Below are 22,615 nucleotides of genomic sequence, written 5' to 3'. Positions count from 1 at the left end.
CGCCGGTTGCGCACCGAGGACAGGACGTCCTCGGTGCGCAACCGGCGGGCGAACATCCGCGCGGCACGCATCGGGCCGACCGTGTGGGAGCTGGACGGGCCGATGCCGATCGAGAACAGGTCGAAGACCGAGATGGCCACGGGAACTCCTCAAAGCGGGGGTGGTGCGGAAGAACGAAAGGCGCGAAGCGAAGCGCTGCGACCAGAGCGGTGGTGGTGGGTGTCGGGCGGTCGGGGCACCGCGCACACCTCCCAGTGTGCGCGGTGCCCCGGTGAAACGGGACTACTGACCCAGACCGGGGTACAGCGGGTGCTTCTCCGCCAGTGCGGACACCCGGGCCTTCAGCGCCTGCGCGTCGGCCTCCCCGAAGGTCGAGGGGGCCTTCAGCGCCTCGGCGATGACGTCCGCGACCTCGGCGAAGTCCTCGGCGGTGAAGCCGCGGGTGGCGAGGGCGGGCGTGCCGATCCGCAGGCCGGAGGTGACCATCGGCGGGCGCGGGTCGTTCGGGACGGCGTTGCGGTTGACCGTGATGCCGACCTCGTGGAGGCGGTCCTCGGCCTGCTGGCCGTCGAGCTCCGAGTCGCGCAGGTCGACCAGGATCAGGTGGACGTCCGTACCGCCGGAGAGGACGTTCACGCCGGCCGCGCGGGCGTCGGGTGCGGTGAGCCGCTCGGCGAGGATCCGGGCGCCCTCGACCGTACGGCGCTGGCGCTCCTTGAAGTCCTCCGAGGCCGCGACCTTGAAGGAGACGGCCTTGGCCGCGATCACGTGCTCCAGGGGGCCGCCCTGGAAGCCCGGGAAGACGGACGAGTTCAGCTTCTTCGCGAAGGCCTTCTTGGCGAGGATGATCCCGCCGCGGGGTCCGCCCAGCGTCTTGTGGGTGGTGGAGGTGACCACGTCCGCGTGCTCCACCGGGTTCGGGTGGAGACCGGCCGCGACCAGACCCGCGAAGTGCGCCATGTCGACCCACAGGAAGGCCTCGACCTCGTCCGCGATGCGGCGGAACTCGGCGAAGTCCAGCTGCCGCGGGTACGCCGACCAGCCCGCGATGATCACCTTCGGGCGGTGCTCCTTGGCGAGCCGCTCGACCTCGGCCATGTCGACCAGGCCGGCCTCGTCCACGTGGTAGGCGACCACGTTGAACTGCTTGCCGGAGAAGTTGAGCCGCATCCCGTGGGTCAGGTGGCCGCCGTGGGCCAGGTCGAGGCCGAGGATGGTGTCGCCGGGCTGGGCCAGCGCGAAGAGCGCGGCCTGGTTGGCGGAGGCGCCCGAGTGGGGCTGGACGTTGGCGTACTCGGCGCCGAACAGCTCCTTGACCCGGTCGATGGCGATCTGCTCGGCGACGTCGACGTGCTCGCAGCCGCCGTAGTAGCGGCGGCCCGGGTAGCCCTCGGCGTACTTGTTGGTGAGGACCGAGCCCTGGGCCTCCATGACGGCGACCGGGGCGAAGTTCTCCGAGGCGATCATTTCGAGGGTGGACTGCTGACGGTTCAGCTCGGCGTCGACGGCGGCGGCGATGTCCGGGTCGAGCTCGTGGAGGGACTGGTTCAGAAGCGACATCGGTCAGGAGTCCTTAGCTGCCGGAGAATTCGGTGTACTCGTCCGCGGAGAGCAGGTTCTTCGGCTCCTCCGCGACCCGTACCTTGAACAGCCAGCCGCCCTCGAACGGGGCGGTGTTCACCAGCGCGGGGTCGTCCACGACGTCCTGGTTGATCTCGGTGATCTCACCGGAGACGGGCGAGTACAGATCGCTCACCGACTTGGTCGACTCCAGCTCGCCGCAGGTCTCGCCCGCGGTCACCGTGTCACCGACCTCCGGGAGCTGGACGTACACCACATCGCCGAGCGCGTTGGCCGCGTGCTCCGTGATGCCGACCGTCGAGACGCCGTCCTCGGCGCCCGACAGCCACTCGTGCTCCTTGCTGTAGCGCAGCTGCTGGGGGTTGCTCATGGCCTGAATTCTCCTGTACGCGGGGGAGTGCTGATGCAGGGGGACTGGGGGTGACCTGGGCGGATGTGCTCAGGGTCACTTCATGACGCTCGCGGACCAGGGTCACTGTCCGGCGCTCGCTGTACCAGGGTCTACTTCTGGCGCTTGTAGAACGGCAGCGCCACGACCTCGTACGGCTCGTGGCTGCCCCGGATGTCCACGCCGACACCGGGCGTGCCGGGTGCGGAGTGCACGGCGTCGACGTACGCCATCGCGATCGGCTTGCCCAGGGTGGGTGAGGGCGCGCCGGAGGTGACCTCGCCGACGACCTTGCCGTCGGCGACGACCGGGTATCCGGCGCGCGGCACGCGGCGGCCCTCGGCGATCAGGCCGACGAGGACGCGCGGGGGCTGCGACTCGGCCCGGGCGGCGGCCTCGGTCAGCGCCTCGCGCCCCACGAAGTCGCCCTCCTTCTCGAACTTCACGACCCGGCCGAGCCCCGCGTCGAACGGGGTGAGCGCGGTGCTCAGCTCATGCCCGTACAGCGGCATGCCCGCCTCCAGGCGCAGGGTGTCCCGGCAGGAGAGGCCGCAGGGGACGAGCCCGACCGCGGTGCCCGCGTCGGTCAGCGCCTGCCACAGCTTCTCGGCGTCGGCCGGGGCCACGAACAGCTCGAAGCCGTCCTCGCCGGTGTAGCCGGTGCGCGCGATCAGGGCGGGGACGCCCGCGACCGTGCCGGGCAGGCCGGCGTAGTACTTCAGGCCGTCCAGGTCGGCGTCGGTCAGGGACTTGAGGATGCCGGGGGACTCGGGTCCCTGGATCGCGAGCAGGGCGTACGCGTCACGGTCGTCGCGGACCTCGGCGTCGAAGCCCGTGGCCCGCTCCACGAGCGCGTCCAGGACGGTCTGGGCGTTGGAGGCGTTGGCGACGACCATGTACGTGGTCTCCGCGAGCCGGTAGACGATCAGGTCGTCGAGGATGCCGCCGTCGGCCCGGCAGATCATCGTGTAGCGGGCCCGGCCGGGCTTCACGCCCCCGATGTTGCCGACCAGCGCGAAGTCGAGCAGCGCGGCGGCCTGGGGCCCGGTGACAGTGATCTCGCCCATGTGGGAGAGGTCGAAGAGTCCGGCCTTCGTCCGTACGGCGAGGTGTTCGTCGCGCTCGGAGCCGTAGCGCAGGGGCATGTCCCAGCCGGCGAAATCGGTCATCGTCGCGCCGAGCGAACGATGGAGGGCGTCGAGCGCGGTATGGCGCGGTTCAACGGGGGCGTTACTGCTCACGGTGGGGCTCCCAAGGCATGACGGCGAGGTCGTTCCTCCCCATCTGTCATCGGAACCTGAGAGGTTCGCCGTGACCCCCGGTCGTACGGGACGGTCACCGACTTGCACCTTGGGTGGGGCCGACGCCCTGGTGACAGGGAAGAAGGCCCGCTTTTCAGATGTGCCTCGCCCGCGCGGTAACGGGGCCTGAGAGATTCAAGGGAGGGACTTGCTCCTTCGGCGCCCGGACCACGTACGCAAAAACGTGTCCGGAACTCTCCCGCGCGGATTCAAGCGGCCGGTATGCAGTTGGCGGGCACATCATTGCACGCATCGGAGCGGCGCGGCAGGGGACTCTTCGCGAGGGGGCGGTGTACGGCGTCGCGGGCCGGCCGCACGGCGTCCGCACAGGGTCCACAGGCATCCACAGCGATCTGTGACGGGGCTGTGGCAGGACGAGAACAGAAATGAGGGGACCAGCGCATTACCTTCTCTTTACACTCGACGGGGATGGGTCTCCCGACCCCATGGGGAGGACGATCAGGGTGAACAGGACCACGGCGTACGCCACGAGCGCGGCCATCGCGCTGCCCAAGCAGCCCACTGCCCCGGCCGGGGAGGCGTGCGGCCCGCTTCCGGCGCCCGTCGTCCGCGATCTGCGCGAGCGCGCGGGACACAGCCCGCACGGCCTCCGCTTCGGCACGTCCGACCTGGTGGTGGTCACGGGCCTGCCCGGCAGCGGCAAGTCGACCCTGATGCGCCGGGCGGTGACGGGCCGCCGCATCGACTCCCAGGACACCCGCGACCGCTGGGACGGCCGCCTGGCCCGCTTCCTGCCGTACGCGGTCTACCGGCCCCTGGTCCGCGCCGCGCACTACGCGGGCCTGCGCCGGGCCCTGCGGTCCGGCGAGGGGGTCGTGGTGCACGACTGCGGGACGCAGGCCTGGGTGCGCAGCTGGCTGGCCCGGGACGCGCGGCGACGCGGCGGCGCCCTGCACCTGCTGCTGCTCGACGTGGACCCCGGCACGGCCCTGGACGGCCAGCGCGAGCGGGGCCGCGGCGTCTCGCGGTACGCGTTCGCGCGGCACCGCGGCGCGTTCGGCCGGCTGTTGCGTTCCGTGGAGAAGGGCGACCTGCCGGAGGGCTGCGGTTCGGCGGTCCTCATCGACCGGGCGGCGGCGGACGTGCTGCGGCGGGTCGACTTCGGCGACCGAGGTCCCGGCGACCGGTCGGGCTGAGGTCCCGGTGACCGGACCGACTGAGGTCCCGGTGAGCGGACGGACTGCGGCGGGTGACGGCGCGTACGCGTAATCTCGACAGCCGCAGACGGCGGTTCGAGCAGGCGGTAGAGAGATGGACTTCCCGGCACACGACATTCCGGTGCAAGCGCACCCACACCCCCATGTCGGCTGGCCCGGCAACGAGTTGGAGGAGGTACTGGCCGCCTCCCTCGGAGCGGCGTCGCCTTCGGCGGGGGCCCGGATCGTGGAGGTCATGGGCCGCAGCTTCATCTGGGTGCCGCTGCCCGAGGGCGGCGGCCCGCACAGCGGCCCGCTCGACCTGCCCACGATGGAGCTCGGCGGGCAGGCGTTCGTGCCGGTCTTCAGCTCGGCGCAGCAGTTCCGCCAGGTCGTCGGCGACCACATGTCGTACACGGTGGCGCCCGCCGTCGAGTTCGCGCGCGGTCTGCCGCCCCAGGTGGGCATCGTGGTGAACCCGGACGGCACGGTCGGGGTGCCGGTGCCGCCGCTCGCCGTGGCCGAGCTGTGCCGGGCCGGGCGTACGGAGCTGGACGGGTCGGCGAGCGGCGGCCGGGTGCGGCTGTTCCAGCCGGACTGGCAGCACGACCCGGTGGACTTCCTGGCCGCCGCCTCCGCGGAGTTCGCCGCGACCGGTGTCGTCCTGAGCGCCCGCCGCTGTCTGGCGAGCATCGAGGGCGCCGACCCCGTGATGTTCGTCGGCGTCGAGCTGGCCCACTGGCACGACGACGCCCGCACCCTCCCCCTGGACGCCGTGGGCCGGGCCCTCGGTCAGGTCCCCGTGCCCCACCCGGTGAACCTCGTCTTCCTGGACGTGGCCCAGGACCCGGTGGGCGACTGGCTAAGGGCACAGGTCCGCCCGTTCTACACGCGGGCCCACTGAGCCGCCGAGGCACGCCACGAAGGGGCGCGGGGCCGTGACACGTGCGGCTCCGCCGCGGGGCGCGCCCGGCCACACAGCCCGCAGGCAGCGGATTACGGAAAGTCCCGAGCTCTCAACAGCTTTCGCGGCGGAGCGCAACGGTGCTGTCGGGATCGCCACTTAAGCTGGTTTCATGGCTCGGTCGGGGTGGTGCCATGTTCAAGCGAGCACGGCGCCCCGTCGAATGGACCTGTATGTCAGGGATGTCACGAAGGGGCGGTAGAAGGTGAGCGCGTCGGGCACGGCCGCGGCCGGGCAGGTCGAGCACATGCTGCGCCAAGTGACGCCCGGGCGTTACGACGCCTACGAGGCGCTCCTGCGCGCCCTCGCGACCCCGTCGTCCGGCCAGGTATGGATGCTGCTCTGGCACGGCCAGTCGGGCTCGCCCGACGCCCAGTACGGGAACATGGAGGTCGACGGCTTCGGCTACGCGCCCTGTGTGACCTCCGCCCAGGAGCTCTCGGCGAGCGGCTGGAACCGTTCGTACGAGGTGGTCGACGGGCTCGACGTGGCCCGCACCCTCTACCCCGACCACTACGGCCTCTGGCTGAACCCGCACGCGCCGGGCGGCGGCGTCGGCATCCCCTGGCTGGATCTGCGCCGTATCGCGACCGGCCTGGAGCGGCAGCCCGCGGGCCCGCTGCGGCTGTCCGAGCCGGGCATCGAGATCCCGCAGTTCTACGCCCTGCTCACGCAGAACGCGCACCGGACCACCGCCGTCAGATCGCTCCGCCGCGCCTGGGTGCAGCCCGCGCTCGGGGCGCCGTATCTGGCCATCGGGCTCGATGTGTACGACACCAGCCCGCCCGCCGTGGACTCGGTGCGGGCGATGATGCAGCAGTCCATCGGCGCGGTCCCGGACGGCCTGCCGGTGTCGACGGTCGCGATGTCCGACGAGTACGACCCGGTGGCCCTGTGGCTGCGGATCAACGCGCGGCCGTTCTACGATCGTGAGGCCCACGCGGCGCCGGCCCAGGCGCCGGCGGCCGGCGGATACGGATTCCCGGGCACCTACTGAGACGAACCGAAGCACCTGAGACGATCGGGTCGAAGTACCCGGGCGAAGCACCTGAGACGATCCGGTCGAAGCACGTGAGTCGATCCGGGTCCGGTCGAGTCCAACCTGTGGAGCATCGGCTCCCTCTCCCGCATCACCCCTGGGTGGAATGTCCCGATCTACGCGGGTAAATGGGCTGCGAGGCCCCTTTCGTACCAAAACTCCCGCGTCCGACCCCCGTTACCCGGCGTTCGGATAACGGAACCCTCCTGACAGCATCACGTTTGCGCATCCATTCACCGTCAGGTCTGGCAACAGATCGCCGAGGCGTTGAAGACTCCCGGTCCAGGGGGTTTATCCCCCGAGTACGACGGACTGATCACGCCGCTACAGCGGCAAGTGTGGGCCGGCTACCGCCGGTTGAGAGGGGTCCCTGCCACGATGACGGCACCATTGCACGAGCCGACGGCCGAAGCCGCCCCGAGCGCGGCCGAGGAGGCGGCGCTCGTAGCCGGCTCCGCCGAGGCGAAGGCGGTACAGGGTCGTTCCCTCGGCCGCATCGCCTGGGAGCGCCTGAAGCGGGACAAGCTCGCCCTGACGGGCGGCGTCATCGTCCTCGTGCTGATCGCGATCGCGCTGCTCGCTCCCGTGATCACGAACCTGGTCGGGCAGGACCCCGAGTCACACCACGAGGACCTGATCGATCCGCTCTTCTCGACCCCCACCGGGTCCTTCGGTGGAATCAGCGGAGACCACCTTCTCGGCGTCGAACCGGTCAGCGGCCGCGACATCTTCGCCCGGATCGTCTACGGCGCCCGCATCTCGCTGCTCGTCGGCTTCCTGTCGGCCCTGGTGGCCGTGGTGCTCGGCACCGTGCTCGGCGTTCTCGCCGGCTACTTCGGCGGCTGGGTCGACGCCTTCATCAGCCGCGTGATGGACGGCCTGCTGGCCTTCCCGCAGCTGCTCTTCATCATCGCGCTGGTCTCGGTCATGCCGAACGAGATGCTGGGCCTGACGGGTACGGGCGTGCGCCTGTTCGTCATGATCCTGGTGATCGGATTCTTCGGCTGGCCCTATGTGGGACGCGTGGTGCGCGGTCAGACGCTGTCCCTGCGTGAGCGCGAGTACGTGGAGGCCGCGCGCAGCCTCGGGGCCGGGCGGTTCTACATCCTGTTCAAGGAGCTGCTGCCCAACCTCGTCGCGCCCATCATCGTGTACACGACGATGATGATCCCGACCAACATCCTCACCGAGGCGGCGCTCAGCTTCCTGGGCGTGGGCGTCAAGCCGCCCACCGCCTCCTGGGGACAGATGCTCTCCTCCGCGATCGACTACTACGACTCGGACCCCATGTACATGGTGATCCCGGGTGTAGCGATCTTCATCACCGTGCTCTCCTTCAACCTCTTCGGCGACGGCGTACGCGATGCGCTCGACCCGAAGGGTTCCCGCTGAACTGCCGTACCCCCAGGGCCCCGTCATCTGTCGACGGGCCGCTACATATCGGAGGATCCGAGTGAGTACCCAACGCACCACAGGGCGGCGCAAGCAGGCCGCGGCCGCCGCAGCCGTGGTCGCTGCGCTGCTGTCCACGGCGGCGTGCGGCGGCGGCGGCAACGACGACGACGGCGGCTCGAAGAACGGCGCGGCCGGCTTCAACGCAGCCAACAACAAGGTCGCCCAGGCCTCCCTCGCCAAGAAGGGCGGCGAGCTGAAGTTCGCGGGCGCCCAGGACGCCGACTCGTGGGACACCACGCGCGGCTACTACGGCTTCGCCTGGAACTTCATGCGGTACTACAGCCGCACGCTGGTGACCGGCAAGGCGGAGCCCGGAGCCAAGGGCGCCGAGGTCACCCCCGACCTCGCCACCAGCACGGCGAAGATCTCCGACGACGGCAAGACCTACACGTACACGCTGCGTGACGGGGTCACCTGGGAGGATGGCAAGCCCATCACCTCCAAGGACGTCAAGTACGGCATCGAGCGCGTCTGGGCGCAGGACGTCCTGTCCGGCGGTCCGGTCTACCTGAAGGACGTCCTCGACCCCAAGGGCGAGTACAAGGGCCCGTACAAGGACAAGTCCAAGGACAAGCTCGGTCTGAAGGCGATCGAGACGCCGGACGACAAGACCGTCATCTTCAAGCTGCCCGAGGCCAACTCGGACTTCGAGGACATCCTCGGCCTGACCTCGGCTTCCCCGGTCCGCCAGGACAAGGACACCAAGTCGAAGTACGGCCTGAAGCCCTTCTCCTCCGGCCCGTACAAGTTCCAGTCGTACACGCCGAACAAGAAGCTGGTCCTGGTCCGCAACGAGAACTGGAAGCAGTCCTCGGACCCGGTCCGCAAGGCGTACCCGGACAAGATCTCGCTGACGCTGTTCACCAACGCCAATGACATGGACCAGCGTCTGATCAACGGCGACTACGACCTGGACATCGGCCAGACCGGTCTGTCCCCGCAGGGCCGCACCACCGCCCTGAAGCAGCACAAGGGCAACCTGGACAACCCGGTCTCCGGCTACATCCGCTACGCGGTCTTCCCGCAGAGCGTCAAGCCGTTCGACAACGAGCACTGCCGCAAGGCCGTGATCTACGGCGCCGACCACGAGTCGCTGCAGACCGCTCGTGGTGGCCCGGTCGCCGGTGGCGACATCGGCACCAACATGCTGCCGCCGTCCGTCCCCGGTTCCGAGGGTCAGAAGTACGACCCGTACGAGGCGGCCACGACGAACAAGAACGGCAACGTCGCCAAGGCCAAGGAAGAGCTCAAGGCCTGCGGTCAGCCGAACGGCTTCAAGACCACCATCGCGGTCCGTAACAACAAGCCGGTCGAGGTTGCCACCGCCGAGTCCCTCCAGGCCTCGCTGAAGAAGGTCGGCATCACCGTCGACATCGACCAGTTCGACGGTGCCCAGACCACCGGCATCATCGGTAGCCCCGAGAACGTGAAGAAGAAGGGCTACGGCATCATCATCATGGGCTGGGGCCCGGACTTCCCGACCGTCCAGGGTTACGGCATGCCGCTGTGGGACAGCAAGTACATCCTTGAGAGCGGCAACAACAACTTCGCCCTGATCAAGGACAAGACGATCGACGGCCTCTTCGACGACTACGTCAAGGAGCTCGACGAGGCGAAGAAGGTCGAGATCTCCACGGAGATCAACCACAAGGTCTCGGAGGGCGCGTACTACCTGCCCTTCGTCTTCGAGAAGTTCATCAACTGGCGCTCCAGCCGTCTCGCGAACGTCTACACGACCGACAACTACAGCGGTCAGTACGACTTCGTGAACCTCGGCCTCAAGAAGTAACACCGACCGGCGCACCCGCCATACGGCACGAAAGGCAGGTGAAGGCCGGCGCGGCGTGACCCGCGGGCCACCGGAAGACCTCCGGTGGCCCGCGGCACCGCCGCCGGGCCGAGAGCAGTGCTCGCATACCTCATCAGGCGGCTCTTCGCCGCCGCAGTGATGCTGGTGGTCATCATTCTGGTGGTCTTCGGCATCTTCTTCCTCGTCCCCCGCTGGGCGGGCGTGGACCCGGCCACGATGTTCGTGGGCAAGCAGGCCGACCCCGCGGCGATCGAGGCCGTGCGGCAGAAGCTCGGTCTGGCAGACCCGATCTTCGCCCAGGTCTGGGAGTTCTTCAAAGGCCTCTTCGTCGGGCGCACCTACGCGGCCGGCGGCGACGTGACGAACTGCGCGGCGCCCTGCTTCGGCTACTCCTTCCGCAATGAGCAGGCCATCTGGCCGGTGCTCACCGACCGCTTCCCAGTGACCCTGGCTCTCGCGCTCGGTGCCGCCTTCCTGTGGCTGATCTTCGGTGTCGCGGCGGGCGTGCTCTCCGCGCTCAAGCGCGGTTCCCTCTGGGACCGTGGCGCGATGATCGTCGCCCTCGGCGGCGTCTCGCTCCCCATCTACTTCACCGGCCTGCTGTCGCTCGCGATCTTCAGTTACGGACTGGGCTGGATCGACGCCCAGTACGTACCCATCGAGGAGAGCTTCACCGGCTGGTTCGGCGGCATGATCCTGCCCTGGGTCACGCTCGCCTTCCTCTACGCGGCGATGTACGCCCGGATCACCAGAGCCACCATGCTGGAGGTCCTGGGCGAGGACTACATCCGCACCGCCCGCGCCAAGGGCCTCACCGAACCCGTCGTCATCGGCAAGCACGCGATGCGGTCCACCATGACGCCGATCCTCACCATGCTCGGCATGGACCTCGGCGCCCTGATCGGCGGCGCGATCCTCACCGAGACCACGTTCAGCCTTCCCGGCCTCGGGCAGGCGGTTCTCAAGGCGATCAGCGACAAGGACCTGCCCGTCATCCTGGGCGTCACGCTGATCACCTCGCTCGCGGTGATCGTCGCGAACCTCCTGGTGGACCTGCTGTACGCCGTGATCGACCCCCGCGTGAGGCTCTCATGACCGAACTCAGCAAGAGTGGAGCCGCGGTGGGCGAGCCCGTCAAGGACTCGCCCGCCCCCTCCGCCTTCCTCGAAGTCCGCGACCTGAAGGTGCACTTCCCGACCGACGACGGCCTGGTCAAGTCCGTCGACGGGCTCAGCTTCGCGCTGGAGAAGGGCAAGACCCTCGGCATCGTGGGCGAGTCGGGCTCCGGCAAGTCGGTCACCTCGCTCGGCATCATGGGCCTGCACACCGCGGGCCAGTACGGCAAGCGCAAGGCACAGATCTCCGGCGAGATCTGGCTCGACGGCACGGAACTGCTCTCCGCCGACCCCGACTACGTGCGCAAGCTGCGTGGCCGCGAGATGGCGATGATCTTCCAGGACCCGCTGTCGGCGCTGCACCCGTACTACACGATCGGCCAGCAGATCGTGGAGGCGTACCGGATCCACCACAAGGTCGACAAGAAGGTGGCGCGCAGGCGCGCCATCGAGATGCTCGACCGGGTCGGCATCCCCCAGCCGGACAAGCGGGTCGACAGCTATCCGCACGAGTTTTCCGGCGGTATGCGCCAGCGCGCGATGATCGCGATGTCGCTGGTCAACAACCCCGAGCTGCTGATCGCGGACGAGCCGACGACCGCCCTGGACGTGACCGTCCAGGCGCAGATCCTCGACCTCATCCGGGACCTGCAGCAGGAGTTCGGCTCCGCGGTCATCATCATCACCCACGACCTGGGCGTCGTCGCCGAGCTCTCCGACGACATCCTGGTGATGTACGGCGGCCGTTGCATCGAGCGGGGCCCGGCCGAGAAGGTCTTCTACGAGCCCAGGCACCCCTACACCTGGGGCCTGCTCGGCTCCATGCCGCGCCTGGACCGTGAGCAGACCGAGCGGCTGATCCCGGTCAAGGGCTCCCCGCCGTCGCTGATCAACATCCCGTCGGGCTGCGCCTTCAACCCGCGCTGCTCGTACGCGGACGTCCCCAAGGACAACGTCACCCGCACGGTCCGCCCCGAGCTGACCGAGGTCGGCAGCCAGCACTGGGCCGCCTGCCACATGACGCATGAGCAGCGGGAACGGATCTGGACCGAAGAGATTGCGCCGAAGCTGTGAGTGACAAAGCAGAGGACAAACCCGTGGCCATCCCCGCGCAGAGCGACGGCACGGCGACTCTCACCAAGGACGCCGCCCCCGGCGAGACGCTCCTGAAGGTGACCGGCCTGCAGAAGCACTTCCCGATCCGCAAGGGCCTGCTCCAGCGGCAGGTCGGCGCGGTGCGGGCGGTCGACGGCATCGACTTCGAGGTCAGGTCCGGCGAGACGCTCGGTGTGGTGGGCGAGTCGGGCTGCGGCAAGTCGACGATGGGCCGGCTGATCACGCGGCTGCTCGAACCGACCGCGGGCAAGGTCGAGTTCGAGGGCAAGGACATCACGCACCTCAGCGTCGCGGGCATGCGCCCGATGCGCCGTGACGTCCAGATGATCTTCCAGGACCCGTACTCGTCGCTGAACCCGCGCCACACGATCGGCACGATCATCAGCGCCCCCTTCAAGCTCCAGGGTGTCTCGCCCGAGGGCGGCGTCAAGAAGGAGGTCCAGCGGCTGCTGTCGGTGGTCGGTCTCAACCCCGAGCACTACAACCGCTACCCGCACGAGTTCTCCGGCGGCCAGCGCCAGCGCATCGGCATCGCCCGCGCGCTCGCGCTCAACCCGAAGATGGTCGTGGCGGACGAGCCGGTCTCCGCGCTCGACGTGTCGATCCAGGCGCAGGTGGTGAACCTGCTGGACGACCTCCAGCAGGAGCTGGGCCTCACGTACGTGATCATCGCGCACGACCTGTCCGTCGTACGCCATGTCTCGGACCGTATCGCCGTGATGTACCTCGGCAAGATCGTCGAGCTGGCCGACCGTGAGTCGCTGTACAAGGCGCCGATGCACCCGTACACCAAGGCGCTGATGTCGGCGGTGCCGATCCCGGACCCCCGGCGCAAGTCGGCGAAGAGCGAGCGCATCCTGCTCAAGGGCGATGTGCCCTCGCCGATCTCGCCGCCGAGCGGGTGCCGCTTCCACACGCGGTGCTGGAAGGCCACGCAGATCTGCACGACGACCGAGCCGCCGCTCCTGGAGCTGAAGCCCGGTCAGCAGGTGGCCTGCCACCACCCGGAGAACTTCGAGGACCAGGCCCCGCAGGACACCGTGCTGCTGACCGCCGCGAAGGAAGCTGCGGAGCTCGTGGCCGACGAGGTGCTCGCGGAGTCCGCGGCCACGTCGGCGGCGGTCGCGGCCGAGGTGGCGGCGGCCACGGAGACGCCGGTCGCCAAGGAGTCCCCGGCGGTTTCCAAGGAGGCTCCGGCGAAGGACGCCGCTCCCGAAGCCGCCTCCGAGGCCGACGAAGCCTCCGAGGGTGACGCTCCCGTCAAGGAGTAGCCCGCCAAGGAGTAGTAAGTATCACCGAGCCCCTGCCTTGCAATGGAAGGCAGGGGCTCGGTGCTGGGCGAGAATGTTCGGGTGATTCAGGAACTCTTCACTCCGTCCGTCCAGCACACACTCGACCTCGTCGGCATCTTCGTCTTCGCGATCTCCGGTGCCCTGCTGGCCGTCCGCAAGAACTTCGACGTCTTCGGCATCGCCGTCCTCGCCGAGGTCACCGCGCTGGGCGGCGGGCTGTTCCGGGACCTGATCATCGGAGCCGTGCCGCCCGCGGCCTTCACGGATCTGGGCTATTTCCTCACCCCGCTGCTTGCCGCCCTGCTGGTCTTCTTCCTCCACCCGGAGGTGGAACGGATCCAGCTCGGCGTGAACATCTTCGACGCGGCCGGACTCGGCCTCTTCTGCGTCGCGGGCACGACGAAGGCGTACGAGTACGGGCTCGGCCTCACCGCCTCGGCGACCCTCGGACTCGCGACGGCGGTCGGCGGCGGTGTGCTGCGGGACGTCCTCGCCAACGAGGTCCCCTCGCTGCTGCGCTGGGACCGCGACCTCTACGCCGTGCCCGCCATCGTCGGCAGCGCGATGGTCGCCCTGTTCATCGGCTACGACGTCCTGAACACCTTCACCTCCGCGCTCGCCGTCGTCACGGCCTTCACGCTGCGGCTGCTCGCGATGCGGTTCCACTGGCGCGCGCCCCGGGCATGGCACCGGCGCTCGACGGCGGTCGAGGTGACGGAGTGAGCCGGGGTGAGGGGGGCCGCGGGGCGTTTCACGTGATCGAAACAGAAAAAGCTACTGCTTAGTAATCACCTGTTGTACCGTTCAGGCATGTCAGAAGCAGCTTCCGTGCACGCGGTACGGGCCAGGATCGGCGACAGCGAGTTCGACCGCGACACCGCGGTCACCCGTCGCGCACCCGGCGTCTACGACATCGACCTGTCCGCCGGCTGGACGATCATCAGCGCCGTCAACGGCGGCTACCTGCTCGCCGTCCTCGGCCGCGCGCTCGCCGACGCCCTGCCGCACGCCGACCCGTTCACGATCTCCGCGCACTACCTCACCGCGTCCCAGCCGGGCCCGGCGGTCGTCCGCACCGACGTCGTACGCACCGGCCGCACCCTCTCCACCGGCCAGGCGTCCCTGTTCCAGTACGACGACCAGGGCCGCGAGGTCGAGCGGATCCGCGTGCTCGCCTCCTACGGGGACCTCGACAGCCTGCCCGACGACGTCCGTACGACGGCCCGCCCGCCCGCGATTCCGCCCATGGACCAGTGCTTCGGACCCGAGGACGGACCCGCGCCCGTCTCCGGCAGCTCCGCCATCGCCGACCGGCTGATGCTCAAGCTCGACCCCGCCACCCTGGGCTGGGCCCTCGGATCGCCGTCCGGCAAGGGCGAGATGCGCTCCTGGTTCGGCCTCGCCGACGGCCGCGACCCGGACCCCCTCTCGCTGCTCCTCGCGGTGGACGCGCTGCCGCCGACCGCCTTCGAACTCGGCCTGTCCGGCTGGGTGCCGACCGTCGAGCTGACCGTGCACGTGCGCTGCCGCCCGGCCCCGGGCCCCCTCCGCGTCTCCATCACCACCCGCAACCTCGCCGGCGGCTTCCTGGAGGAGGACGCCGAGGTCTGGGACAGCGAGGACCGCCTCGTCGCCCAGTCGCGTCAGCTGGCAAGGGTGCGGCTCGGCTGATCCGTACGCGGTCGGCCGCCCCCTGTCCTCTGTCACGGACCTGTACCAGCGGGGGAGTTGGGGCGAGCGGAGGTAAGTGCAGGTCAGGGCAGATTTGTTGAGGTGGTCTTTGCATTGGCCACAGGCGGGCCACAGCGCGGACCCAAGCTGGGCCCAGGGGCGGTTGGTTGCATGCGGCTCTCAGATTCCGCTCATCCAAACGGGAGTTGCCCTCATGAAGCCTGTCCGCATGACGCGCGTACGTCACGTCCCCGCCATCGCCCTGCTGGCGCTGTCGCCGCTCCTGTTGACGGCCTGCGGCTCCGACGACTCCTCGTCGTCCTCGGGCAATGGCAACGGCAATGGCGGCTCGGGGCAGCAGAGTTGCCAGGCACCCTCGGGTGCGCCGAGTGGTGCCCCGTCGGGGATGCCGAGCGGAGCGCCGTCCGGGGCGCCTTCGGGAGCACCCTCGGGGGCGCCGTCCGGTGCCGCCACGGGGAAGGCCCCGTCGGGCGCGCCCTCCGGGATGCCGTCGGGAGCGCCCAGCGGCGGTCCCGGCGGAGGCCAGGGCGGCGGCCCGGGCGGAGGCTGCGGGACCGGCGGACAGCAGGGTCAGGGGCAGCAGGCCCAGGGCTGACCCGCTCGCGGTCGGTGGTGAAGGGCGCGAAGGGCGCGTACGGCACTGTCGTACGCGCCCTTCGCGCGTGCGGGCGAAGTCGTGTCGCGGGGGGTCAGCCCAGCCAGTGGCGGCGGCCGATGCTGATCAGCCGCATCCGGCGGGTGGCCACCCGGGCCACCTGATCCTGTTCCTCGGGGGCCGCCTCCAGGAACGTGCTGGCGGTCATCAGCATCTGGTCGACGTACAGGCCGGCGAGCATCAGCAGGTCGTCGTCGCTCCAGCCGGCGGACTCGGGCTGCTTGGCCAGTTCGGCCTTCACCTCGTCGGCGAACCGGGCCATCTGCTCCGCGATCGCCGACCGGACCTTCTGCACGCCGCCGTTGCGCTCGCGGGCGATGAACCGGATGTGCGCGGGGTGCTCGCGCACATGACGGGCGATCAGGGCGACGGCACGGTCTATGCGTTCGTCGCTGTCGCCGGCGGCCGACACCGTGCCGGCGATCATCGGGTGCAGACTGCCCAGCGCCTCCTCGACCAGGGCGACTCCCAGATCCGCGGTCGAGTGGAAGTGCCGGTAGAAGGCGGTCGGGGCGACGCCGACGGCCCGGGTGACCTCGCGCAGGCCCAGGCTGCTGAGGCTCTGCTCCTCCAGCAGGCTCAACGCGGCGTCCAGGAACGCCTGTCGGGTCTTCTGCTTCTGGGCCTGCCGGATGCCGAGGGTGTGACTCATGCCATGTAGTTAACAACTGTTCTCTGTAATGGGAAAGTCGTACGACGCGCTAGACTCTGGAGTCAGTGAACAACTGTAACCACAAGCGTTCACCGAGTTGTCGGGTCCCGGAAACATCCGGGGGCATCCGGACCGTACGGAGCTGTGCGGGGCGGACACGGCGGCTCGCCGGACTCACCACGAGAGGCATCTCATGCTGTTCCTCGTCGCAGCGCTCCTGCTGCTGGGCCTCATGCTCGGCACCGTGGCCCACGCCCCGCTGTCCTTCACCCTCGTCGCCGCCGCCGTCATCGGCGTGTGGCTGGCCGTCTTCGCGGTCCGCGAGCGCCACGGCCGACGCCGCGAGACGTCGAGCTGACCCGCCCGAACTCTCCATCACCCACGCTCAGCCACCCCCGCTCAACCACTCACGCTCAACCACCCCCACTCAGCTGACTGTTCGACTGCCTGTTGGGAGCAGACACATGGAACTCACCACCGCCGCCCCGCGGCGCCGGAGCACCGTCCGTGACGCCGACGGCATGGCCGTCGCGTCGTTCATCCTCGGCCTCGTCGGCCTGCTGGCCCTGAACATCTTCCTGGGCCCCATCTCCATCGCCCTCGCCTCGGCATCCCTCTACCGCGGCACCACCCGCCGCGGCCGAGCCTTCCTCGGCCTCACCCTCGGAATCGCCGACCTCCTGGTCCTCCTGGCCTTCATGTCGGCGGACAGCACGCTGTCGTGGAGCTTCTGAGGCGGGCAGCCGCCAGTGCTGTGGGCAGGCGTTCCGCAGGGCGGAACGGGTGGGCACAGCCTCCGGCTCCGGGTGCCTGGTTAAGAGGGGCTGAGAGGGAGTCCCGGTAGGGCACCCCCGGCGTGCGCCCCGCAAACAACCCACCCGGCCGAGCCATCAGACAGCGGGCCCTAGAATCGGGCCTACCATGGCATACCTCGACCACGCCGCGACCACCCCGATGCTCCCGGAGGCGGTCGAGGCAATGACCGCTCAGTTCTCCGTCACCGGCAACGCATCCTCCCTGCACGCCGCCGGCCGCCGCGCCCGCCGGACGGTCGAGGAGGGCCGCGAAACCCTCGCGGACGCCCTGGGCGCCCGCCCGAGCGAGGTGGTCTTCACCTCCGGCGGCACCGAGGCGGACAACCTCGCCGTGAAGGGCCTGTACTGGTCCCGCCGCGACGCCGACCCGGCCCGCACCCGGGTCCTCGCGAGCCCCGTGGAGCACCACGCCGTCCTCGACGCGGTCCACTGGCTCGGCGAGCACGAGGGCGCCACGGTCGAGTACCTCCCCGTCGACCGCTACGGCCGCGTCGACCCCGAAGCCCTCCGCGAGGCCATCGCGCGCAACCCCGACGACGTCGCCCTCGCGACCGTCATGTGGGCGAACAACGAGATCGGCACGGTCATGCCGGTCCGCGAACTGGCCGACGTGGCAGGGGAGTTCGACATCCCGCTGCACGCCGACGCCGTCCAGGCCTTCGGCCAGATCCCCCTCGACTTCGGCGCCTCGGGCCTCGCCGCGATGACCGTCTCGGGCCACAAGATCGGCGGCCCGTACGGCATCGGGGCGCTCCTGCTGGGCCGTGAGTACAGCCCCGTGCCGGTCCTGCACGGCGGGGGCCAGGAGCGGCACGTACGCTCCGGGACCCTGGACGTGCCCGCCGTCGCCGCGTTCGCCGTGGCGGGGCGGACCGCCGCCGAGCAGCGCGAGTGGTTCGTCCGCGAGATCGGCGGGCTGCGCGACGACCTGGTCGACGCCGTCCTCCAGGCAGTGCCGGACGCGATCCTCGGCGGCGACCCGGCGAGCGGGGGCCGCCTGCCGGCCAACGCCCACTTCACGTTCCCCGGCTGCGAGGGCGACTCACTGCTCCTGTTGCTCGACGCGCAGGGCATCGAGTGCTCCACGGGCTCCGCGTGCACGGCGGGCGTGGCCCAGCCGAGCCACGTACTCCTCGCCACGGGCACCGACCCCGACCTCGCCCGCGGCACCCTCCGCTTCTCCCTCGGCCACACCTCGACGGAGACGGACGTCGAGGCGGTCGCGAAGGCGATCGGACCGGCGGTGGAGAGGGCACGGACGGCGGGCCTGAGCTGAGAGCTCCGCTGGATGTGCGGTTCCCGGGTGCGGGCCGTTCACAGCCGCGGGCCGGCTGTGGCTGGTCGCGCCCACGCGCGGAGCCGCACAATGTCACCGCCCCGCGCCCCTGAAGGAGCGCGCCCCTCCTACGCGCTGCGCGTGGACGGCTTGGCCGACGGGGAGGCCGATTGCTCGGCGGCCTCGCGCACCATGGGTATGTATCTCTTCCAGTCCCAGTGCGGGCCCGGGTCCGTGTGGTCCGTGCCCGGTACCTCGACGTGGCCGATGATGTGCTTCCGGTCGACCGGGATGTCGTACCGGGCGCAGATGCGGGCCGTCAGACGGGCCGAGGCCTCGTACATCGCGTCCGTGAAGTCCTTCGGGCGGTCCACGAAGCCCTCGTGCTCGATGCCGACGCTCCGCTCGTTGAAATCGCGGTTGCCCGCGTGGAACGCGACGTCCAGCTCGCGGATCATCTGCGTGACACGGCCGTCCTGGCGGACGATGTAGTGCGTGGCGGCGCCGTGCGCGGGGTTCTGGAAGACCTTCACCGCGCTCGCGTAACTGCCCTGCGTGACATGGATGATCACGCGGTCTATGCCGAAGTCGTCGGGCCGGTCGGCCATACGCCAGTTCGACGAGGACGCCGCCACCCAGCGCGCGCCCCGGAAGTCGACCTCACCCTCCTTGCGCGGCTTCTCCACGCTCGGCAGCCGCCACCACATGCGCCTCAGCTCGTCCTGCGCCAGCACGGCCGTACCCACGGCAGCCGTGGTGGCCACGGCCCCGCCGATGAGCAGCGCACGGCGCCCGATGTGCCGGTCCGTGTCCTTCGCCGTATCCCCACCCTGATCGTGCATGTCTAGTCGAACGGATACTCGTGGGCTCCGGTTCCCACGGACCCGTACCCTTGAAGGGTTATGACTGAGACCTCGCAGCGCCCCCTTCGCGTACTGGCCGCCATGTCCGGTGGTGTGGACTCCGCCGTCGCCGCCGCCCGTGCCGCGGAAGCAGGGCATGACGTGACCGGTGTCCACCTCGCTCTTTCGGCGAACCCGAAATCGTTCCGCACGGGCGCGCGTGGCTGTTGCACCATCGAGGATTCGCGCGACGCCCGCCGCGCCGCGGACGTCATCGGCATCCCGTTCTACGTGTGGGACCTCGCCGAGCGCTTCCGCGAGGACGTGGTCGAGGACTTCGTCGCGGAGTACGAGGCCGGCCGCACCCCGAACCCCTGTCTGCGCTGCAACGAGAAGATCAAGTTCGCGGCCCTGCTCGACAAGGCCCTCGCCCTCGGCTTCGACGCGGTCTGCACGGGCCATTACGCCAAGGTGATCGTGAACGACGACGGCACGCGCGAGCTGCACCGCGCCTCGGACATGGCCAAGGACCAGTCGTACGTCCTCGGTGTGCTGGACGACCGTCAGCTCGCGCACGCGCTCTTCCCGCTCGGCGACACGCTCACCACGAAGGACGAGATCCGCGCGGAGGCCGAGCAGCGGGGCCTCGCCGTGGCCAAGAAGCCGGACTCGCACGACATCTGCTTCATCGCCGACGGCGACACCCAGGGCTTCCTCGCGAACCGCCTGGGCAAGGCGGAGGGTGACATCGTCGACGAGACCGGCACGGTTCTCGGCAGCCACGAGGGCGCGTTCGGCTTCACGATCGGCCAGCGCAAGGGCCTGCGCATCGGCACCCCGGCCCCCGACGGCAAGCCGCGGTACGTGCTCGACATCTCGCCCGTCGACAACACCGTGACGGTCGGCCCGGCGGCAGCCCTGGACGTCTCCGCCCTGACGGCCGTCAAGCCCCGCTGGTGCGGTGCCGCCCCGGCCGGCCCGGGCACGTACACGGCCCAGCTCCGCGCCCACGGCGGCGAGACGACGGTCACCGCCGAACTCGTCGACGGCGAGCTCCAGGTCCGCTTCACCGAGCCCGTCCGCGGCGTCGCCCCCGGCCAGGCGATCGTCCTCTACGACGACACGCGTGTGGTGGGCTCGGCGACGATCGCGACGACTACGCGCGCGGCGACCGCACTGGCCTGAGAGGCCCGGTACCGGCCGGCCTGAGACGCCTGGTACCGGCCGGCCGAGTCGCCCCCGCACCGCCCTGCAAGGCAGCGTGGCCGTACGGCTACGCGGCGAAGAACTCCGCCAGCGCCGGTGCCAGGACCCCGGGATCGACGACGTGGGTCTGGCCCTCCAGCACGCGGTACGTCCCGTCCGGCGCCGCCTCCGCGGTGGCCCGGGCGGACTCGCGCATCCACTCGGGGCTCGCGCCGCCCGCCAGGGCCAGCACGGGTACGGCGACGGAGGCGAGGCGCTTGCGGGGCACCAGTCCGTCGCCCATCACGGCGTTGTCGTACGCGAGGGTCGGGGCGACCGCCTCCAGGGCGGGCCACACGGCGGAGTGCCGCATGCCCCTGATGACCTCGGGGGGCGCACCGGTCAGGGCGATGAACAGCTCCACCGCGTCTCCGCGCCTGTCCTGCGCCAGCAGCTGGGTCAGGCGCTCGGTGTACTCCGCGCGCTGTTCTTCGCCCCCTTCGTAGACGGCGAACGGCGGCTCGTAGACGGCCGCTTTGCGCACCGGCAGCCCGCTCGCCGCCGCCTCCACGACCAGTGCGGCGCCCGACGACATGCCGTACAGGGCCGCGCCGCCGTCGCCCGTGGCCTCGATGAGAGCCGCGATGTCCTCGACTTCCCGGGCCACTTCGAAGGGCTGTGTGTCACCGCTCCCGCCGCGGCCCCTGCGGTCGTACACGACCGCGCTGAACCGGTCCGACAGGAGCGAGGCCAGGGGCGCGTCGGAAGCGCCCGTGGCCATGGCCCCGGTCGCGAAGATGACCGCCGGGCCCTCACCACTGACTTCGTACGCGATGGGCGTGCCGTCGCGCGAGATCGTCTTCTTCTCCATGCCTGTGAGGACTGCCGGACGGCCCGGAACTCATCGGTGGGACGTGGGTCCGTTCGGAGACGGGGTCAAACGGCTTCTACTTCGTAGAAGCACAGGTGGTCCTTGATCTCGGCGACCTCCGGCTTGGGGTCGGGGTAGCTCCAGACGAGGTCGGGGGCGTCCGGCAGCGACCAGTAGGACGCGTCGCCCTTGAAGGGGCAGTGGGTGCGGGTCTCCGACGGGGTCAGCAGATCCAGGCGTACGTCCTCCGCGGGGAGGTAGTAGCGCACGGGCAGGCCCGTCTCGCGCAGCAGCAGCGGGCGGGTGCTCTCCGCGAGCACCTGTCCTCCACGCACGACACGGACGTGCTCGGTGCCCTGCTCGATGGTGATGCGGTGGCCTTGGGTCACGGCTTTTCGGCCTCCTCAGGTAGCGGTCTCGTCCGCTACAGCGCAGGCTGCTGTCGTGTTCTTCCCCTTCGTCCCCGGCTTTTCGTCCGTCTCTTCTCTCTGACTGCTCTCCGGAGGAGGTCCTCATGGGAGCCACGCGCCTGACCCGCAACCGCACGACCCTCGCCCACCAGGTGCGATACGCCCTGCGGTATCCCGAGAGGGTCCCCGCGCACGCGCGCCGGGTCACGCGTGACGCCTGGCTGCGGCTGCGGTACGGCCACGACCACATCGCGTACTACCGGGCCGTGATGGCCTCGGACACCGCGCGCGGCGCCGAGTCGGCGGTCGGGCACAACCCGTCACGCGACCGGTGGACACAGATCGGCCGGATGCAGTTCGACTACCTGGTGGGGCACGGGCTGAAGCCGGAGCACCGGATGCTGGAGATCGGCTGCGGGAACCTGCGCGCCGGGCGGCTGTTCATCGACCACCTGGAGAGCGGCCACTACTACGGGATCGACATCTCGCCGGACATCCTCATCGCGGCCCAGGACACCCTCGTACGGGAGGGGCTGCAGGACCGGCTGCCGCATCTGACGCTCACCGACGACCTGACGTTCGCGTTCCTGCCGGACGCGCACTTCGACGTGGTGCACGCGCACAGTGTGTTCTCGCACTCGCCGCCGCACCTCATCGAGGAGTGCTTCGCGCACGTCGGCCGGATCCTCGCGCCCGGCGGCTTCTTCGACTTCACCTTCGACCGGACCGAGGGCAGGGAACACCAGGTCCTGCACGAGGACTTCTACTACCGCACGGAGACCCTCGTCGAGCTCGCCGCGACCCACGGCCTGTCGGCCCGCTTCATGGACGACTGGGAGGCCCTGCCGCACCGCCAGTCGAGGATGCGGGTGACGGCGATGCCGGATCCGGCCAGTGATCCGGGAGCCCTCTAGTGACGTCGGATCCGGCCAGTGATCCGGGATCAGGCCCGTGACGTGGGATCCGGCTCGTGATGTCGGTGCCGGGTCGTAGCGTGGA

At 70.0% G+C, this 22,615-nt stretch carries 24 protein-coding genes and 2 riboswitches; of the genes, 16 read left to right on the top strand and 8 right to left on the bottom strand.

Features of this window, described 5'->3' with window-relative positions; all coding sequences use genetic code 11:
* From AOK17_RS48815 to gcvT, 4 genes are all read right to left on the bottom strand, one after another.
* On the bottom strand, nucleotides 1-140 hold a 140-nt coding region (locus AOK17_RS48815), incomplete at its 3' end, for a serine dehydratase beta chain (RefSeq protein WP_281198633.1).
* 142 nt (nucleotides 141-282) lie between these two features.
* The gene (glyA, locus tag AOK17_RS25260) at nucleotides 283-1,560 is read right to left on the bottom strand and encodes a serine hydroxymethyltransferase (RefSeq protein ID WP_055614845.1); all 1,278 of its coding nucleotides are present in this window, start codon (nucleotides 1,558-1,560) and stop codon (nucleotides 283-285) included.
* Nucleotides 1,561-1,573: 13 nt separating this feature from the next.
* Complete coding sequence (gcvH, locus tag AOK17_RS25255; RefSeq protein ID WP_055614844.1) at nucleotides 1,574-1,951, bottom strand: glycine cleavage system protein GcvH; 378 nt, start codon at nucleotides 1,949-1,951, stop codon at nucleotides 1,574-1,576.
* A gap of 131 nt (nucleotides 1,952-2,082) precedes the next feature.
* On the bottom strand, nucleotides 2,083-3,210 hold the full coding sequence (gcvT, locus tag AOK17_RS25250; RefSeq protein ID WP_055614843.1) for a glycine cleavage system aminomethyltransferase GcvT: 1,128 nt from the start codon (nucleotides 3,208-3,210) through the stop codon (nucleotides 2,083-2,085).
* Nucleotides 3,211-3,243: 33 nt separating this feature from the next.
* A riboswitch (glycine riboswitch) is annotated at nucleotides 3,244-3,374 on the bottom strand.
* A riboswitch (glycine riboswitch) is annotated at nucleotides 3,375-3,482 on the bottom strand.
* Between the two features lie 234 nt (nucleotides 3,483-3,716).
* Here gcvT and AOK17_RS25245 point away from each other — a divergent pair.
* The 11 genes from AOK17_RS25245 to AOK17_RS48810 all read left to right on the top strand — a co-directional run bounded on the left by AOK17_RS25245 (nucleotide 3,717) and on the right by AOK17_RS48810 (nucleotide 15,505).
* The gene (locus tag AOK17_RS25245; protein ID WP_206190829.1) at nucleotides 3,717-4,427 is read left to right on the top strand and encodes an AAA family ATPase; all 711 of its coding nucleotides are present in this window, start codon (nucleotides 3,717-3,719) and stop codon (nucleotides 4,425-4,427) included.
* 115 nt (nucleotides 4,428-4,542) lie between these two features.
* The gene (locus AOK17_RS25240) at nucleotides 4,543-5,331 is read left to right on the top strand and encodes an enhanced serine sensitivity protein SseB (protein WP_055614842.1); all 789 of its coding nucleotides are present in this window, start codon (nucleotides 4,543-4,545) and stop codon (nucleotides 5,329-5,331) included.
* 265 nt (nucleotides 5,332-5,596) lie between these two features.
* Nucleotides 5,597-6,388, top strand: a complete 792-nt coding sequence (locus AOK17_RS25235) for an enhanced serine sensitivity protein SseB C-terminal domain-containing protein (protein WP_055614841.1) — start codon at nucleotides 5,597-5,599, stop codon at nucleotides 6,386-6,388.
* A 420-nt stretch (nucleotides 6,389-6,808) separates the two neighbouring features.
* Nucleotides 6,809-7,822 (top strand): ABC transporter permease, encoded by a 1,014-nt coding sequence (locus AOK17_RS25230; protein WP_055614840.1) that lies wholly within the window; start codon nucleotides 6,809-6,811, stop codon nucleotides 7,820-7,822.
* 61 nt (nucleotides 7,823-7,883) lie between these two features.
* Nucleotides 7,884-9,674 carry an ABC transporter substrate-binding protein gene (locus AOK17_RS25225; protein WP_055614839.1) on the top strand — a complete coding sequence of 597 codons (1,791 nt, stop codon included), beginning with the start codon at nucleotides 7,884-7,886 and terminating at the stop codon, nucleotides 9,672-9,674.
* 117 nt (nucleotides 9,675-9,791) lie between these two features.
* The gene (locus tag AOK17_RS25220) at nucleotides 9,792-10,790 is read left to right on the top strand and encodes an ABC transporter permease (protein WP_055614848.1); all 999 of its coding nucleotides are present in this window, start codon (nucleotides 9,792-9,794) and stop codon (nucleotides 10,788-10,790) included.
* The gene (locus tag AOK17_RS25215) at nucleotides 10,787-11,884 is read left to right on the top strand and encodes an ABC transporter ATP-binding protein (protein WP_055614838.1); all 1,098 of its coding nucleotides are present in this window, start codon (nucleotides 10,787-10,789) and stop codon (nucleotides 11,882-11,884) included. Before AOK17_RS25220 ends, AOK17_RS25215 begins: the two co-directional genes overlap by 4 nt.
* A gap of 23 nt (nucleotides 11,885-11,907) precedes the next feature.
* The gene (locus tag AOK17_RS25210) at nucleotides 11,908-13,197 is read left to right on the top strand and encodes an ABC transporter ATP-binding protein (RefSeq protein WP_169801949.1); all 1,290 of its coding nucleotides are present in this window, start codon (nucleotides 11,908-11,910) and stop codon (nucleotides 13,195-13,197) included.
* A gap of 42 nt (nucleotides 13,198-13,239) precedes the next feature.
* Entirely contained in the window at nucleotides 13,240-13,941 is a 702-nt protein-coding gene (locus AOK17_RS25205) for a trimeric intracellular cation channel family protein (RefSeq protein WP_425424632.1), read from the top strand.
* Nucleotides 13,942-14,028: 87 nt separating this feature from the next.
* A complete protein-coding gene (locus AOK17_RS25200; RefSeq protein WP_055614836.1) occupies nucleotides 14,029-14,889 on the top strand; it encodes a thioesterase family protein in 861 nt (286 codons plus the stop codon).
* Between the two features lie 229 nt (nucleotides 14,890-15,118).
* A complete protein-coding gene (locus AOK17_RS48810) occupies nucleotides 15,119-15,505 on the top strand; it encodes a hypothetical protein (protein ID WP_079053273.1) in 387 nt (128 codons plus the stop codon).
* Between the two features lie 94 nt (nucleotides 15,506-15,599).
* On the opposite strand, the gene AOK17_RS25190 is transcribed toward AOK17_RS48810, so the two are convergent.
* Nucleotides 15,600-16,217 (bottom strand): TetR family transcriptional regulator, encoded by a 618-nt coding sequence (locus AOK17_RS25190; protein ID WP_055614834.1) that lies wholly within the window; start codon nucleotides 16,215-16,217, stop codon nucleotides 15,600-15,602.
* A 193-nt stretch (nucleotides 16,218-16,410) separates the two neighbouring features.
* On the opposite strand from AOK17_RS25190, the gene AOK17_RS50155 reads away from it, so the two are divergent.
* The 3 genes from AOK17_RS50155 to AOK17_RS25180 all read left to right on the top strand — a co-directional run bounded on the left by AOK17_RS50155 (nucleotide 16,411) and on the right by AOK17_RS25180 (nucleotide 18,308).
* Complete coding sequence (locus AOK17_RS50155) at nucleotides 16,411-16,575, top strand: hypothetical protein (protein WP_107102492.1); 165 nt, start codon at nucleotides 16,411-16,413, stop codon at nucleotides 16,573-16,575.
* 106 nt (nucleotides 16,576-16,681) lie between these two features.
* Entirely contained in the window at nucleotides 16,682-16,951 is a 270-nt protein-coding gene (locus tag AOK17_RS25185) for a hypothetical protein (protein ID WP_055614833.1), read from the top strand.
* 187 nt (nucleotides 16,952-17,138) lie between these two features.
* On the top strand, nucleotides 17,139-18,308 hold the full coding sequence (locus AOK17_RS25180; RefSeq protein WP_055614832.1) for a cysteine desulfurase family protein: 1,170 nt from the start codon (nucleotides 17,139-17,141) through the stop codon (nucleotides 18,306-18,308).
* Between the two features lie 128 nt (nucleotides 18,309-18,436).
* On the opposite strand, the gene AOK17_RS25175 is transcribed toward AOK17_RS25180, so the two are convergent.
* Nucleotides 18,437-19,150: an N-acetylmuramoyl-L-alanine amidase gene (locus AOK17_RS25175; protein ID WP_055614831.1), complete on the bottom strand. Its 714-nt coding sequence runs from the start codon at nucleotides 19,148-19,150 to the stop codon at nucleotides 18,437-18,439.
* Between the two features lie 60 nt (nucleotides 19,151-19,210).
* Between AOK17_RS25175 and mnmA the strand changes: the two genes are divergently transcribed.
* Nucleotides 19,211-20,335 carry a tRNA 2-thiouridine(34) synthase MnmA gene (mnmA, locus tag AOK17_RS25170; RefSeq protein WP_055614830.1) on the top strand — a complete coding sequence of 375 codons (1,125 nt, stop codon included), beginning with the start codon at nucleotides 19,211-19,213 and terminating at the stop codon, nucleotides 20,333-20,335.
* Between the two features lie 88 nt (nucleotides 20,336-20,423).
* On the opposite strand, the gene AOK17_RS25165 is transcribed toward mnmA, so the two are convergent.
* Nucleotides 20,424-21,206: an alpha/beta fold hydrolase gene (locus tag AOK17_RS25165; protein WP_055614829.1), complete on the bottom strand. Its 783-nt coding sequence runs from the start codon at nucleotides 21,204-21,206 to the stop codon at nucleotides 20,424-20,426.
* 65 nt (nucleotides 21,207-21,271) lie between these two features.
* The gene (locus AOK17_RS25160) at nucleotides 21,272-21,595 is read right to left on the bottom strand and encodes a DUF427 domain-containing protein (RefSeq protein WP_055614828.1); all 324 of its coding nucleotides are present in this window, start codon (nucleotides 21,593-21,595) and stop codon (nucleotides 21,272-21,274) included.
* A gap of 125 nt (nucleotides 21,596-21,720) precedes the next feature.
* On the opposite strand from AOK17_RS25160, the gene AOK17_RS25155 reads away from it, so the two are divergent.
* On the top strand, nucleotides 21,721-22,530 hold the full coding sequence (locus AOK17_RS25155) for a class I SAM-dependent methyltransferase (protein ID WP_206190828.1): 810 nt from the start codon (nucleotides 21,721-21,723) through the stop codon (nucleotides 22,528-22,530).
* Nucleotides 22,531-22,615: the final 85 nt, after the last annotated feature.

This window comes from Streptomyces phaeochromogenes, from assembly GCF_001418655.1.
In the GTDB taxonomy this organism is placed as follows: domain Bacteria; phylum Actinomycetota; class Actinomycetes; order Streptomycetales; family Streptomycetaceae; genus Streptomyces; species Streptomyces phaeochromogenes.
Note: the sequence above shows the minus strand (reverse complement) of the source record. Positions and strands in the feature narration are given on the sequence as shown.